General features: G+C 57.2%; 14 protein-coding genes. 8 read left to right on the forward strand and 6 right to left on the reverse strand.

Annotated elements, in window-relative coordinates; all coding sequences use genetic code 11:
* Positions 1-122: 122 nt before the first annotated feature.
* Entirely contained in the window at positions 123-1,430 is a 1,308-nt protein-coding gene (guaD, locus tag AO242_RS00855) for a guanine deaminase (RefSeq protein WP_099267324.1), read from the forward strand.
* Positions 1,431-1,554: 124 nt separating this feature from the next.
* Here the strand turns inward: guaD and AO242_RS00865 are convergent, their stop codons facing one another.
* From AO242_RS00865 to uraH, 3 genes are all read right to left on the reverse strand, one after another.
* Positions 1,555-2,298, reverse strand: a complete 744-nt coding sequence (locus AO242_RS00865; protein WP_099267511.1) for a GntR family transcriptional regulator — start codon at positions 2,296-2,298, stop codon at positions 1,555-1,557.
* Positions 2,299-2,409: 111 nt separating this feature from the next.
* Positions 2,410-6,501, reverse strand: a complete 4,092-nt coding sequence (locus AO242_RS00870) for a dermonecrotic toxin domain-containing protein (RefSeq protein ID WP_099267326.1) — start codon at positions 6,499-6,501, stop codon at positions 2,410-2,412.
* Between the two features lie 102 nt (positions 6,502-6,603).
* Entirely contained in the window at positions 6,604-6,957 is a 354-nt protein-coding gene (uraH, locus tag AO242_RS00875) for a hydroxyisourate hydrolase (RefSeq protein WP_099267327.1), read from the reverse strand.
* Positions 6,958-7,306: 349 nt separating this feature from the next.
* Here uraH and puuE point away from each other — a divergent pair, with 349 nt between their 5' ends.
* The 5 genes from puuE to AO242_RS00900 all read left to right on the forward strand — a co-directional run bounded on the left by puuE (position 7,307) and on the right by AO242_RS00900 (position 11,759).
* Complete coding sequence (gene puuE, locus AO242_RS00880) at positions 7,307-8,236, forward strand: allantoinase PuuE (RefSeq protein ID WP_099267328.1); 930 nt, start codon at positions 7,307-7,309, stop codon at positions 8,234-8,236.
* Positions 8,233-8,748, forward strand: coding sequence for a 2-oxo-4-hydroxy-4-carboxy-5-ureidoimidazoline decarboxylase (gene uraD, locus AO242_RS00885; protein WP_099267329.1), 516 nt, complete (start codon positions 8,233-8,235; stop codon positions 8,746-8,748). Before puuE ends, uraD begins: the two co-directional genes overlap by 4 nt.
* A 42-nt stretch (positions 8,749-8,790) precedes the next feature.
* Entirely contained in the window at positions 8,791-9,786 is a 996-nt protein-coding gene (gene alc, locus AO242_RS00890; RefSeq protein ID WP_099267330.1) for an allantoicase, read from the forward strand.
* Positions 9,787-9,922: 136 nt separating this feature from the next.
* Entirely contained in the window at positions 9,923-10,426 is a 504-nt protein-coding gene (locus tag AO242_RS00895) for an ureidoglycolate lyase (protein WP_027897924.1), read from the forward strand.
* Positions 10,427-10,469: 43 nt separating this feature from the next.
* Positions 10,470-11,759, forward strand: a complete 1,290-nt coding sequence (locus AO242_RS00900) for a urate hydroxylase PuuD (RefSeq protein ID WP_099267331.1) — start codon at positions 10,470-10,472, stop codon at positions 11,757-11,759.
* Positions 11,760-11,990: 231 nt separating this feature from the next.
* Here the strand turns inward: AO242_RS00900 and AO242_RS29240 are convergent, their stop codons facing one another.
* Positions 11,991-12,194: a hypothetical protein gene (locus AO242_RS29240; RefSeq protein ID WP_141562168.1), complete on the reverse strand. Its 204-nt coding sequence runs from the start codon at positions 12,192-12,194 to the stop codon at positions 11,991-11,993.
* A 14-nt stretch (positions 12,195-12,208) separates the two neighbouring features.
* Here AO242_RS29240 and AO242_RS00905 point away from each other — a divergent pair, with 14 nt between their 5' ends.
* Positions 12,209-12,994: an outer membrane protein OmpK gene (locus AO242_RS00905; RefSeq protein ID WP_027902391.1), complete on the forward strand. Its 786-nt coding sequence runs from the start codon at positions 12,209-12,211 to the stop codon at positions 12,992-12,994.
* 287 nt (positions 12,995-13,281) lie between these two features.
* Here AO242_RS00905 and AO242_RS00910 read toward each other — a convergent pair whose 3' ends face one another.
* Both AO242_RS00910 and AO242_RS00915 read right to left on the reverse strand, forming a co-directional pair.
* Positions 13,282-13,497 (reverse strand): hypothetical protein, encoded by a 216-nt coding sequence (locus tag AO242_RS00910; protein ID WP_027902392.1) that lies wholly within the window; start codon positions 13,495-13,497, stop codon positions 13,282-13,284.
* Positions 13,498-13,513: 16 nt separating this feature from the next.
* Positions 13,514-14,422, reverse strand: coding sequence for a DUF808 domain-containing protein (locus tag AO242_RS00915; RefSeq protein WP_099267332.1), 909 nt, complete (start codon positions 14,420-14,422; stop codon positions 13,514-13,516).
* Between the two features lie 168 nt (positions 14,423-14,590).
* On the opposite strand from AO242_RS00915, the gene AO242_RS00920 reads away from it, so the two are divergent.
* The gene (locus AO242_RS00920) at positions 14,591-15,202 is read left to right on the forward strand and encodes a TetR/AcrR family transcriptional regulator (protein ID WP_099267333.1); all 612 of its coding nucleotides are present in this window, start codon (positions 14,591-14,593) and stop codon (positions 15,200-15,202) included.
* Positions 15,203-15,241 lie beyond the last annotated feature (39 nt).

Consider the following 15,241-nt stretch of genomic DNA (forward strand, 5'->3'; position numbering starts at 1 on the left):
CTGGCTTTAGCCGGGAGGGGGCCGGTACATTCGCACAGTATTCTTCGCCAGAAATAATGTCCTCCCGGCTAAAGCCGGTCCTACGGGTTCCTCGTTTACTGCGCGACTTTGATGAGACCTATATGAACCCAAGTAAAAAAGCCTACCGCGCTGCCATTCTGCACAGCGTTGGCGACCCGGCCGAAGTCGGCATTGAGGCCTCTTATCAATACTTCGCTGATGGTCTGATGCTGGTAGAAAACGGCAAGATTGTAGCCCTTGGCCACGCAACCGAACTGCTGAATACACTTGGTCACGATGTCGAAGTGACCGAGTACAAGGACGCATTGATCACGCCTGGCTTCATCGACACCCACATCCATTTGCCGCAGACCGGCATGGTCGGCTCCTACGGCGAGCGCCTGCTGGACTGGCTCAACACTTACACCTTCCCGTGCGAAAAACAGTTCGCTGATCCGGCGCATGCCGCCGAGGTCGCGGACATTTTCCTCAAGGAACTGCTGCGCAACGGCACCACCACTGCGCTGGTGTTTGGCAGCGTGCACAAAGAGTCGGTGGAGGCGTTCTTTCAAGCGGCAGAAAAGCTCAACCTGCGGATGATCGCAGGCAAGGTGATGATGGATCGTAATGCTCCGGACTACCTCACTGATACCGCAGAGTCGGGCTACGCCGACAGCAAGGCGTTGATCGAACGCTGGCACGGCAAAGGCCGTTTGCACTACGCGGTCACGCCGCGTTTTGCGCCGACCAGCACCCCGGAGCAACTGACGCTGGCTGGGCAACTGCTCGCCGAGTATCCCGACGTGTACATGCAGACTCACATCAGCGAGAACGTCGAAGAAGTGCAATGGGTAAAAGCGCTATTCCCGGAGCGCAGCGGTTATCTGGACGTGTATGACCATTTCAAACTGCTGGGCGAGCGCTCGGTATTTGCCCACGGCGTACACCTCTGCGACAGCGAATGTGCACGCCTTGCCGAGACCGGTTCAGCCATCGCCTTCTGCCCGACGTCGAACCTGTTTCTGGGCAGTGGCCTGTTCAACCTGCCCATGGCTGAAAAGCACAGGGTCAACGTCGGCGTCGGCACTGACGTGGGCGGCGGCACCAGCTTCTCGATCCTGCAGACTCTCAACGAAGCCTACAAAGTCATGCAGATGCAGGGTGCAAAACTGAGCCCTTTCAAATCGCTCTACCTGGCTACGTTGGGCGGCGCGCGGGCGTTGCGCCTCGATGACCGAATTGGCAGTCTGCAGGTGGGTAATGAAGCTGATTTTCTGGTGCTGGATTATCACGCCACGCCGCTGCTGTCCTATCGCTTGAAACAGGCCAAGGACATTGCCGAGACGCTGTTTGTGCTGATGACACTGGGGGATGACCGGACGGTGCAGGAGACCTATTCGGCGGGGAGTCTGGTTCATAGCAGAAGCTGAAGCCTGCAACCACGCTGTTGGAGCGAGGCTTGCCCGCGAAGAACAACAACGCGGTGCGTCTGGCGGACCGAGGTGCCTGGTTCGCGGGCAAGCCTCGCTCCAACGGCCCCCCTTACCCCCTGATCTACTTTTTCGTCCCCGCCATCACATGCGAAAACACCGCATGCAGATCATCCGACGCGCTGTCCTCGTCCAGACGGAGTTTGCTGTCGATGTGATCCATGTGATGCATCATCAGCTCTACCGCACGCTTCGCATCACGCGCTTCGATGGCGTCGATCAACTGGCTGTGTTCATCCCATGAACAGTGAGTGCGATTGCCGCTTTCATACTGGGCGATGATCAGCGAGGTCTGCGACACCAGGCTGCGCTGGAAACTGATCAGCGGACTGTTATTGGCCGCCACCGCCAACTGCAAGTGAAACTCACCGGACAGGCGAATGCCTGCGCCACGATCGCCTCTGGCAAAGCTGTCACGCTCGTCGTTGACCATTTGCCGCAAGGCCGCCAACTGTTGGGCCGTTGCATGCTCGACCGCCAATTCGGTAATGGCTTTTTCTACCAGTCGACGCGCGAAAAATACCTGGCGCGCTTCATCGATACTCGGGCTGGCAACCACGGCGCCACGATTAGGGCGTAGCAGCACAACACCTTCGTGCCCAAGACGCGACAAGGCTCGACGAATGATCGTGCGACTCACGCCAAAAATTTCACCCAGCGCTTCCTCGCTCAGCTTGGTACCAGGCGCCAGACGCTGTTCAAGAATAGCCTCGAAAATATGCGCATAGACAATATCGTCCTGAGTACCGCTGCGTACTGTTTTTTCAGTGCGTGGCTGCTTTTTGAAGGGTTGCAACGGTTCGTTCATGAGCGCTCGAGGCAGTCGCCGGTAAAATGTCAGCGCATTGTACACGGCGACTTGTTCGCCGGGCATCGCGACACCCGCAGGGTGCTGCGATGCTTTTGAGCGCGGTGTCGATCAGCGCTGGTTCATCGAAATGTCATCGGGCAAGCGCATGACGAATACCTGTGTGCCACGGCCCGCCTGGCTGGTGATATTGGTGCCCCCCAATAATTTGATCACTTTGCCTTGCTGCCTGGCCTGTTCAAGCGTGTGGGAAATGGGTTCTGCGGCATAGATGCGAATCAAGGGTTCGACCATCCCGTCTCCGTCCAGAGGATCGCGGAATGCACCACTCGGAGGGGTCGTAATATCCCCGGTTGTTGAACGACGAAGATAGAGCAGGTAGACCTCTTCCTGCCCTGGACGACGAAACGCCATGAACTCACGCCCACCGACCGCCAACTGGTCATGCAGGATTTCGTAGCCGTTGCGCGTCAATACATCGCTCATCAGACCTCTGAGACTCTGGATGCTGCCCGGCAGCCTGGCCTCGGAAACCGATCTGATCAGCCATTCCACTGTCACGGGATGGTGGGTGGCAAAATCCAGACGTTCAAAGCTGTCCAGCGCGCTTTCATTACCGATGCTCCAGTGCAGTTGATTATCGGCCTGATTGGTCGGATGCGCCTTGTTGAGCATCAATAGCGGATCGTTCAATTGCGCCAGCGGCGCCGTTTGACCAGTACGCCACGCATTGACGGTGGCTTTGAGGTTGATCATGCGGGTTGCGGTCACGGCTGACGTCGACGGGTCGGCCATCTCGAACAGCTTATGCGCCAGCACCACATTCGTGATGTCGGTAAACCCCGGGCGACTCTCTGCGATATAGGCCTCGACTTTGCGATTGAATAGCGGGCCCTCCACCGCCCACTGACCTGTTGCCGGCTGATATTTCGCCATCATCGGCTGATCGAAGGGATTGCGTCGAATCACCTCACTGAGTTCCGCAAAATTGCGGGACTGTGAATGCCTGCCAGGGTTGCGAATGAACGCAGTATTGGTCCTTCGCTGTCCGCCGGCGGGCAGGATTTCGTAAAACTTCTGACCGATGCGGATCACGTCGTAATCCTGAGCGAAGTCGAGCCGGTAGATCGGCGGGTTGACGCTGATCTGATCCAGCACAGCCATATTGTCCACCTGCTTTTCCCATCCCTTCCATGCATCGGCGCTGGCGGCCTGCCGGGAAGATCCCGCCACGGGTTGCGGCAGCCGACGGTCCGGCTCAACCTGTGGCGAATCAGGCTCCTTGCGTTTTGTTGGCGACGGTACAGTCTGAGGCGCTGGCGGGCGTCGGTATTGCTCAGCCCAGTCAGGCAACGATTTGGTCTTGCGGTAATGCTCGGCGAGCATCAACTCCATGCGCTGCTGTTGATCGACTGGGAAATCGAATTGATTCAGTAGTTCACGGGCCTGTCTGGTTCGAAAAGCGCTATTGCCATGGGCTTCAACCAGCAGTATCTCCGCGATCATTGAGCGTCCACCACCCTTGAGGCCGACATCGCTGTGATAGACCCACTCCCCTCCCACCTGACGCACTGGTGGCTCGTAACCATGAGCAGCGGTTTTCTTCAGGCGCAAGGTCTGCTCCCCCGGCCGGCGGTAAACCCGGTAAGCCGAGCCTTGGTGATGGATGAACAGCTCACCGTTTTTCAGCCAGGTGCCCGCGTTATTTCCAGTCTGCGCGACGGCGCCTGACAGCGAGATATCGGCCTCGTAACCGACAAATTTTGGGATTCTGGAACGTCCGGACATCGATGGTAATGCGCGCCCCAGGCTCGTTAGCTGCCGCAAGCGGGTCGCTCGACGGGCTACCACCACGAGAGCGCTCACGGTGCTCACTCCGGGGATTACCGAAAGCAGCACGTCGATCACCGAAAGCATCGTGCTACCGGCCGTCAACAGACCTTCATCAAGCTTGCCCGCCCTCAATGCCTTGCTTGCAGCATGACCATCACTCCAGCCGTCTTGCACACTGAACAACACGCCCAAACCCGGCACGAACGAGACAACGCCTCTGAAGAACATCAGATACAACCGGTTGCGCCGCTGATTGTGCTCCCCTTTGAGGTCGTGATTACTGCGCGCTTCGGTCAGGGATTTTTCGTAAAGCAGGTCCTCACGCACATGCAGTTGCTGCTCGCTGATCAACAGATCCAGCGCGGGCACTATCGCGACAAAACCTTCAAATCCACGCCTGAGTGCTTCCCGGATATAACGCTCGGCGGCAGCTTGCTCACTGGCGTTCTCCACACAGGACGCCAGCCAGGCCACCCGTGCAGGCAGACGCAGCAAGCTGCTGATCAGACGCTCGCGAGCTTCCTGCACACTGTCGGCCTCTATGAAGCACTCTCCATCCGGCGCCTGGGGCAGATACATCAGCACCTTGCCGCTCGCCTTGTGCTCGATGACGCTGATGCCTCGCAAGGTCCGGCTACTGCGCTCTCCTGTCAGAGCCTGGCCCGGTTTGAACACCAGTCGATTGATAAACACCCCTGCCTGGCTCAACACGGCAGTGAATCTGGCTTTAGCCGCCTGGGTCAGCAGTGCATAACCGGCCTCGCTCAATAGGCGACGCTGGCGTGCACAGAAGCCATCGAGAATGATGTGCAGCTCATAGGCTTTGATCATCAGCTCAGCGTCGCGGGCCGATGCCGGTGAGCGCAACTGGAACACCGAGCGCAGCAGGCTGCGATACTGTCCGGCGATATCCAGCTCGGGAATGATCTTGAGCAGGTAGTCTCCAGTAATGCGCTGCAAACCTGCCATCTGAGGCGATGGTGGATACGAGAGTTCAAGCATGCCCAACCTTGCGATGGTGTTCTCATCGCGGGCATCGAAGTTTTCCCGGGCCAGCCCGGACAGGCTCGACTGCACACGCGCTTCGCTGCCCTTCCAGGGCTTGTGATGCAATGGGCTTCCATACTGCGGATCAATATCAACGTGACGATGGACGCTCTTCGGCAGATCTATGATCAGTTGATCGGCATCGATGTCCATCCTCAGGTCGTTTTTGATACGAGCATTCAGTTGCTGAGCAGTGAAGGCACTGAAGGTCGGAAGCTTAGCCGCCAGATGCGACTCCAGCCGAGCCGCAGCACTGTGAAATTCAGCCAGTCGGGTTGCGTATTCCTGACGTATTTCGAGAGGTGCATTGAGCAACCATACGGGAAATTGCGGCACCAGTTCGGCGGTACGTTGCTGTTCGGCAATCAGGTCGATGGCCCGCTCACGGGTTTCGCCAAGGGCTACACCGAGGTTGCTCACTCGCTCACGACTGTCTATCTCCAGGAGCGCGCTTGCCCGCGATGGCGGCCGTTCAGTCAAAACATCATCGTCTGATTCAACGCCATCGCGGGCAAGCGCGCTCCTACAGGAGTTGGGCTGCGTACACAGAACTTCAAGCGCCTTCAGCTGGGTGTTCACCCCATGCTGAATCGGCTTCATAGTGATCACACGGGTTACCAACGTTACCGGCGCCGCCATGGCTGCAGCGCGTTGCGTCGCGCTGACGTGGCGCCACAGCGTGGTTTCCTGCCCCGTGCTCAGGGTAAAACCCAGCCGGTCCTTGAGCGTCTGCAACGATTCGAATTTTTGCAGACCGCCCGCTTCACCGGGCACGTACAGCAAAGCTGGTTCGATCAGCGCTGGAGTTTTCAGCGCCTGTTCAGTGGTAACGATCATTGCACCGCTGAACACCACGGGCTCGTCCGGATCGCCAACGCCCACATCGAGATGCAGCACGTCGTCATCCGGCTCATCCGCAAGCCCTAACGCATACTGAAGTCGCTGCAAATCCGCCGCATTCAATATGCCTTCGCAGATCTGTAATTGAGCCTGGGCCAGCAACGCCGCCTGCCGCTGTGCGACCAGTTGCGGTTTCAACGCCAGCAATGCTTCGCTGTCGAGGGGGGCCGCAAGCAGCGTGCGCAGTGACTTGCCAGCAGCATGGAGCCGCATGCGGCACGTCTGATAAGCAGACAACACATCAACCTGTTCACAAGCCTCGCCCACGTGATTGAGGATGCGTTGCAGGTGATCGGCGATGCGCCGCTGATTGAGGCTTTCCGGGAAGCTTTCCGGCAGGCTGTCGAAGGCTATCAGGTCGCAAGCCCGGCCCGTCCAGTGGGTGCCAGCGTCCGGGGTTGCGAGGGTTGTCGAATCATTCACAGGGTCATGCTCCATTGATCAAAGTCTCTGGAGCGTCCCGAATCTGCGAATGACTAAGTGACTACATAACTATTGCTTACAAAACTATTGCTGACAAAACAGTCAGCTGCCGCGATAGGTCGAATAGCTGTAGGGCGAAACCAGCAGGGGCACATGATAGTGGTCCTGCCCTGCATCAATCCCGAACCGCAGCACCACCACATCAAGAAAAGCCGGCTCTGCCAGCAGTGTGCCCCGCGCCCGATAATAGTCACCTACATGGAACTGCAACTGGTAGACACCGGAACGGTAATCTTCGCCGTGCAACAAAGGCGCATCGCAACGGCCATCGCTGTTGGTCACCGCGTCGGCAAGCAATACCAAGCCTTCGTCTTGAACCCGATACAGCTGAATTTTGATGGAGCTGCCGGGGCAACCATGAGCGGCGTCCAAAACATGCGTCGTCAATTTTCCCATGACCAATCAATGCCCCGTTATGAAAGTAATGAGTGTGCAGTCGCACCCTATGAGTGCAGGCAGGCGACCAGACGATGCCGAATTAAGACACTTTTACGAAAATCTGTACACAATAAATGCTGCTGGCAAAGCTCGGTGACAGCCTCTGTTCTGATGGACGCCGATTTATCGGGACCTCAGGAATTGAATGGCTTTTTTGTGGATAACCTGACCAGTCAGGCAAGTTTCTTGCAGGTGTTCCTACCAAGGTTTCGAAACCAGCTGGATGGGAAATGGTAGTTACAATCCTCAAATCACTTTGTATACAATCTGCCCATCACAGGACTATTTGAATGAAAGGAAGACTGCAGTGAGTGCTGACTACCCTCGCGACCTGATCGGTTACGGCAGCAACCCGCCCCACCCACGCTGGCCGGGCAACGCGCGTATTGCGCTGTCCTTTGTGCTTAATTACGAGGAAGGCGGCGAGCGCAATATTCTGCATGGCGACAAGGAGTCCGAAGCATTCCTGTCCGAGATGGTCTCCGCTCAACCGCTGCAAGGCGAGCGTAACATGAGCATGGAATCGCTCTATGAATACGGCAGCCGCGCGGGCGTATGGCGCATCCTCAAGCTGTTCAAGCAATTCGATATTCCGCTGACGATCTTTGCCGTGGCCATGGCAGCCCAGCGTCATCCGGATGTGATCCGCGCCATGGTCGCAGACGGTCATGAGATTTGCAGCCACGGCTATCGCTGGATCGACTATCAGTACATGGACGAAGCCAAGGAACGCGAGCACATGCTCAAAGCGATCCGCATCCTCACCGAGATTACCGGCGAACGTCCGCTGGGCTGGTACACCGGCCGCACCGGGCCCAACACCCGGCGTCTGGTCATGGAAGAAGGTGGCTTTCTCTACGATTGCGACACCTACGACGACGACCTGCCCTACTGGGAGCCGAACAACCCGACCGGCAAGGCGCATCTGGTGATCCCGTACACGCTGGACACCAACGACATGCGCTTTACCCAGGTGCAGGGTTTCAACAATGGCGATCAGTTTTTCCAGTACCTTAAAGACGCCTTCGATGTGCTGTATGCCGAAGGTGCAGACGCGCCGAAGATGCTTTCCATCGGTTTGCATTGCCGCCTGATCGGTCGACCGGCACGGCTCGCCTCTCTGAAGCGTTTTATCGAATACGCCAAAAGCCACGAGCAGGTCTGGTTTACGCGCCGGGTCGACATCGCGCGCCACTGGCACGCCGAACATCCCTATCAGCCGGAGACTGCGCGGTGAGTCATTTCACGACACTAAAGCCGTCGACACTGAGCCGCGATGAGTTCATTGCCACTTTTGCTGATATCTACGAGCATTCGCCATGGGTCGCAGCAGCGGCTTACGACCAGGGGTCAATCCACGAGCTGGACGAGATCGAGACACTGCATGTGCGAATGAGCAAAATCCTGCTCGGCGCCGATCATGAGCAGCAGCTCGCACTGATCAACGCCCACCCGGACCTTGCCGGTAAAGCCGCCGTGCAAGGGCAACTGACCGAAGCCAGCACCAGCGAACAGGCCGGCGCCGGTATTCACCAGTGCACGCCTGAAGAGTTTCAACGCTTTACCGAACTCAACGATGCTTATAAAGCCCGATTCTCCTTCCCGTTCATCATGGCGGTCAAAGGCAGTAACCGGCACCAGATACTCGCAGCCTTTGAGACCCGCATCGATAATACGGTCGACGCCGAATTCGCCTGCGCCCTGGCCGAGATCAACAAGATTGCCCTGTTTCGTTTGCAAGCCCTCTAACCGCCCTACCCAGGCCACTGATCAAAAGGCAGACCTAAAAGAATGAAAGCTTACGCCGCACCCTTCGAGAAGTTCGTCAACCTGGCCGACGCGCGCCTGGGCACCAAAATCCTTTCGGTCACTGACGACTGGTTCGCCGATGCCAACCGCCTGTTCCAACCCACTCCTGCGGTGTGGAAAGAAGGTGTGTTCGACGACAACGGCAAGTGGATGGACGGCTGGGAGTCGCGTCGCAAGCGTTTTGAGGGTTACGACAGTGCGGTGATTCGTCTGGGTGTGGCGGGCTCGATCAAGGGCGTGGATATCGACACGTCCTACTTCACCGGTAACTATCCGCCATCGGCCTCGCTGGAAGCGTGCTTCCTGGCCAGCGGCGATCCGGACGAGAACACTCAGTGGACTGAAATCCTGTCCGCCGTAGAGCTGAACGGCGACAGCCATCACTACCATGAAATCAACGCTGAACAGGCTTTCAGCCATCTGCGTTTCAATATCTATCCTGATGGCGGCGTTGCACGTCTGCGCGTGTACGGCGTGCCGTTCCGTGACTGGTCGGCGGTGGGCGAATCCGAGCAGATCGATCTGGCCTCGGCGCTCAACGGTGGCCGTGCTCTGGCATGCTCCGATGAACACTACGGCAGCATGAGCAACATTCTCAATCCGGGTCGCGGCGTGAACATGGGCGACGGCTGGGAAACAGCACGTCGTCGCACCCCCGGCAACGACTGGGTGATCATCGCCCTGGGTCATGCGGGGGAAGTGGAAAAAGTCGTGGTTGATACCCTGCACTTCAAAGGTAACTATCCGGACAGTTGCTCGATCCAGGGCGCGTTCGTCAAAGGCGGCACCGACAGCCAGATCGAAACTCAGAGCCTGTTCTGGCGCGAACTGCTGCCAAGCCAGAAACTGAGCATGCACGCCGAACACGAGTTCGCCGAGCAGATCAAATCGCTGGGCCCGATCACCCATATCCGGTTGAACGTATTTCCGGACGGTGGCGTGAGTCGTCTTCGGGTGTTGGGTAAGGTTTCACGCTGAACCTGTAGGAGCGCGCTTGCCCGCGATTGCGGTGTGTCAGACAACGAAGGTCCTTCGGCCCTTATCGCGGGCAAGGTGGAGCGCCACCCCGGTCGCTCCTACAGCAAATCAAATGAATTCAAACAGAAGACCCAGCATGCGCACACTGACCATCGAGCCGTTGACCAAAGAAGCTTTTGCCCCGTTCGGAGATGTCATCGAAACCGACGGCAGCGATCACTTCATGATCAACAACGGTTCGACCCAGCGCTTTCATCGTCTGGCCGAGGTGCAAACCGCTACACCGGACGACAAGGCGATCATCAGTATTTTCCGTGCCGAGGCGCTGCAGATGCCCTTGATCATCAGCATGCTGGAGCGCCATCCGCAGGGCAGCCAGGCGTTTGTGCCACTGCTCGGCAACCCTTTTCTAATCGTGGTCGCGCCCATTGGCGATGAACCTGATTCAGAGCTGACCCGCGCTTTCGTGACCAACGGCAGGCAGGGTGTTAATTACCATCGCGGCGTCTGGCACCACCCGGTGCTGACGATCGAAAAGCGGGATGACTTCCTGGTGGTTGATCGCAGTGGAGCTGGCAATAACTGCGATGAGCATTTTTTCGCTGAGAGCCAGAAGCTGGTTCTCGACCCCCACCCGTAGCAGCCTGAGCGTCCGGCAAGTGACGCAGGCTTGAGGTAATACCGTGGAAGCACATCTGATGGAATGGCTGAATCTCAGCGTGCGCTGGATTCACATGATTGTCGGTATCGCCTGGATCGGCGCATCGTTCTACTTTGTCTGGCTGGAGAACAACCTCAACCGGGTCAACCCGCGCGATGGTCTGTCCGGAGACTTATGGGCCATTCACGGTGGCGGCATCTACCACCTGGAAAAATACAAACTCGCGCCGCCGACCATGCCCGAGAACCTGCACTGGTTCAAATGGGAAGCGTATTTCACCTGGCTGTCAGGTGTCGCCCTGTTGTGTGTGGTGTTCTACACCAATCCAACCTTGTACCTGCTCGCACCGGGCAGCAGCCTGTCCGGTCCGGAAGGCGTGGCATTGGGGTTGGGTTCGTTGTTCGTTGGCTGGTTCGTTTACAGCTTTCTCTGCGATTCGGCGCTGGGCAAACGCCCCGCTCTGCTCGGCCTGATTCTGTTCGTGCTGGTTATCGCGGCGGCGTATGGCTTCAGCAAAGTCTTCAGCGGTCGCGGCGCTTACCTTCATGTCGGCGCGATCATCGGCACGATCATGGTCGGCAACGTCTTCCGCATCATCATGCCCGCCCAGCGTGCGTTGGTAGCCGCCATCGCCGAGAACCGCACACCGGATCCATCGCTGCCCGCCAAAGGCTTGCTGCGTTCGCGCCACAACAACTACTTCACCTTGCCGGTGCTGTTCATCATGATCAGCAACCATTTCCCGAGCACTTACGGCAGCGCGTATAACTGGCTGATCCTGGCCGGGATCGGCGTGTTGGCGGTGCTGGTCCGTCACTACTTCAATACGCGGCACAACAGCCACAAGTTTGCCTGGACCCTGCCCGTCGCCGCACTGGGCATGATCTGCCTGGCTTACGTCACTGGCCCTGCGCCAATGCCGAAACCTGCGCCAGCGAAGATCGAATATCAGCCATTGCCGGGCACCGCCGTCGGCGGCTATCGCCACGACGAAGTTCGGCCAGCCCCACCTCCGGAACCTGTGGCCGAGGTTGCCGCTGCCAGCCCAGGCGTAGACTTTGGCAAGGTGCAGAGCGTGATTCATGAACGCTGCACGGTGTGCCACTCCGCCAAACCTACCAGCCAACTGTTCAGCGCTGCGCCTGCCGGCGTGATGTTCGACACCGCAGAACAGATCAGGCAGATGGCCCCGCGCATTCAGGCCCAGGCCGTAACTTCGCAAATCATGCCACTGGGCAACATTACCCAGATGACTCAGCAGGAAAGGGAGTTGATTGGAGCGTGGGTGACTGCAGGTGCGCAGACCCACTGATCTTTGGCCGAACTAACTGTAGGAGCTGCCGAAGGCTGCGATGGCAATCTTCCTGATAAACCGCCATCGCAGCCTTCGGCAGCTCCTACAGTAAGCCAATGAAACTTCCACACACGCCCCACAATTGCTCGCCCTGCCCTGTCCCAGAGCACTTGCACTAAACTTCCGCACCCCATATCCTCCGCCGCCGCGTTAAAACCCACCCTGTTGCAATGCTGACTGAACAGACAACTAACTGACCAACCGGTCAACTGTGACGTTTTCTGAAAAAAAGCCTCGATCGACTGCTAAAGATGCAGCCGACAGCACTTTCGTGCGCTTTTCAATCGGCATTGGCTCAGCTCTTGCTATGTAGTCAAAGCTGACCAAACAGACATGTTTTAAACGCGGAAAAGTGCCTAAAAAGAGCACCAAAAAAAGACCATCACGATCCATCAGGGGAGCATTGAATGAACCGTATTATTTCCAGCGCGATAGTTGCCGGCAGTCTTCTGGCGTCCGGACAAAGCATGGCCGACGGCCTGCTGCAATGGCAGAGCAACAGCCTGACTTACCTCAACGGGCGCGACTTCACAGTCAACCCGTCAAACCAGCAGACGTTCACTTTTGAACACGCTGACGGCTGGAAATACGGTGATAACTTCCTGTTCATCGACAAGATCTTCTACAACGGCAAAGGCGACGCCACCAACGGTGATAACACCTACTACGGTGAAATTTCCCCGCGCCTGTCCATGGGCAAGATCTTTGGTCAGAAATTCGAGTTCGGCCCGATCTCCGATGTATTGCTGGCGGCCACTTACGAGTTTGGTGAAGGTGATAACGAGTCGTACCTGATTGGTCCGGGTTTTGATTTGAACATTCCGGGCTTCGATTACTTCCAGTTGAACTTCTACAAGCGCTACACCGACGGTCATCGTGCAGGTTACGGCGCCTGGCAGGTCACGCCGGTCTGGTCCTACACGATCCCTGTAGGCAAGTCCGACATCCTGATCGACGGCTTTATCGACTGGGTGGTGGACAACAAGTCCGACCGCAACGGCGAATACAAATCCAACGTTCACTTCAACCCGCAAATCAAATACGACCTGGGCAAAGCCATCAACTTGCCTGAGCGTCAGCTGTATGTGGGTATCGAGTACGATTACTGGTCAGACAAATACGGTATTGAAGACACCAAGTTCTTTGATACCAACCAGAACACCGCAAGTTTGCTGGTGAAAGTGTTCTTCTGATAAACCTGCGAAATCTGTAGGAGTGAGCTTGCTCGCGATAAATGATAACGCGGTATGTCTTCTGGCTGCGTCTCATGCATCGCGGGCAAGCCTCGCACATATACCGCGCTATTCCGTAGGACCGGCCGGGCGGCGCTGCGCTTTAGCCGGGAGGGCGTCGGGACATTCGCTAAATATCCTTAGACAGAAACACCGCTCTCCCGGCTAAAGCCGGTCCTACAAGATCATGCTTGCAGGCAAACATAGAATCTCCCACAGGAATCTCGTGAGCTCAGAATGTTGCCTATCTACTCCCACGGCAACGGCTTACCCGCCCGCACTTTCGAGTTGATCGCACGCAGCAACTCCAAAGGATCACTCTCGGTTTGCGCGTGACTCTGTTCATCGACCCAGGCCGAAACCTGCTTGCGATCCAGATTGGGCCGCAAATGCAGGATCTCGACCAACTGCCGCTCACATTGCTGGGCGTACGCAACAACACTGGAAAACAGTGGGCTATTCATTCAAGTCGACCAGCCATCAGGCCCTGATTAGTTTCCAGACTTTCCCCGCTACCGTGACCAGCAACAGGACCAACGCACCGGCAATGATACCGGCGACCGCGTCCAGCAGAGTAGGCACAACCATCGAAAAACCGCCGACCGTTTGCGCCGCCTGTTCTGTTACGCCTTCGATCCAGTGATGAGCGACCGGTACACCGTGGGTGAGGATACCGCCGCCGACCATAAACATCGCTGCAGTCCCGACGATGGAAAGGATTTTCATCAATACCGGTGCCAGCCACAACAACCCTGAACCGATACCTTGAACAGCCGACTTGGCGCTTTTCTTCAGATAAAGGCCTAGATCGTCCAGCTTCACGATGCCCGCCACCAGACCATATACACCGACAGTGATCAGTACCGCGACGATAACCAACACGCCGACCTGATCCAGAAAGGGCCGGGTGGACACGACGCCAAGCGCCAGTACGATGATTTCTGCCGAGAGGATGAAGTCAGTGCGAATCGCACCTTTGACCCTATCTTTTTCGAACGCAACCATGTCGACATTCTTGTCGGTTGCGGCCTCCCGCCGTTGCTGACGCTGTTGTTCGGTTTCGGGGTGTAGCCATTTGTGAGCAATCTTCTCAAAGCCTTCGAAACACAGGTAGGCACCGCCGATCATCAACAAAGGCAGAATCGCCCAGGGTGCAAACGCACTGATCAACAACGCTGCCGGTACCAGGATTGCCTTATTGATCAAAGATCCCTTCGCCACCGCCCAGACCACCGGCAATTCACGGTCGGCGGACACCCCTGTCACCTGTTGCGCATTCAGCGCCAGATCATCGCCCAGCACGCCAGCGGTTTTCTTTGCGGCCAGAGAGACATCATCCAACAGCGTCGCGATGTCATCCAAAAGGGTAAGCAAGCTTCCAGCAGCCACAATCAATATCCTTGAATACGTCATTTAAGTTCGATAGCGCAGCACAATTGATGCCACGCGGCGGCCATTGAAGCACAGCGCGGCCAGAGTCGTTGTCCGATGTTGAGGCGTTCTTGAGGCGGGTGCTACCATGCGCGACCGCCGACCGGGCAAGGAAACCTCTGGTTTATGAGCAGTATTCGCGAGCGCAACAAAGAGCTGATCCTGCGTGCCGCCAGTGAAGAGTTCGCCGACAAAGGCTTCGCGGCCAGCAAAACCAGCGATATCGCTGCCAAGGCTGGTGTGCCCAAGCCCAATGTCTACTACTACTTCAAATCCAAGGAAAACCTTTACCGCGAAGTGCTCGAAAGTATTATCGAGCCGATCCTTCGCGCTTCCACTCCCTTCAATCGCGAGGGCGTACCCGCCGAGGTGCTCAGCGCCTATATCCGTTCGAAGATTGTGATTTCCCGCGACCTGCCGTTTGCCTCCAAGGTGTTCGCCAGCGAAATCATGCACGGTGCGCCGCACCTCTCGCCGGAGCAGGTCGAACAGCTCAACGGGCAGGCCAAACACAATATCGATTGTATTCAGGGCTGGATCGACAAGGGCCTGATGGCGCCCATCGACCCGCATCACTTGATGTTCACGATCTGGGCCGCGACCCAGACCTATGCCGACTTCGACTGGCAGATATCGACGGTGACCGGCAAGGCGAAGCTGGAAGACAGTGATTACGAAGCTGCGACCCAGACAATCATTCGACTGGTGCTCAAAGGCTGCGCTCCGGATATTGAATAGTTCTTGCAGGAGCTGCCGAAGGCTGCGAAGGCACTGCTC

The sequence above is a fragment of the Pseudomonas sp. ICMP 561 genome, assembly GCF_002699985.1.
Classification (GTDB): domain Bacteria; phylum Pseudomonadota; class Gammaproteobacteria; order Pseudomonadales; family Pseudomonadaceae; genus Aquipseudomonas; species Aquipseudomonas quasicaspiana.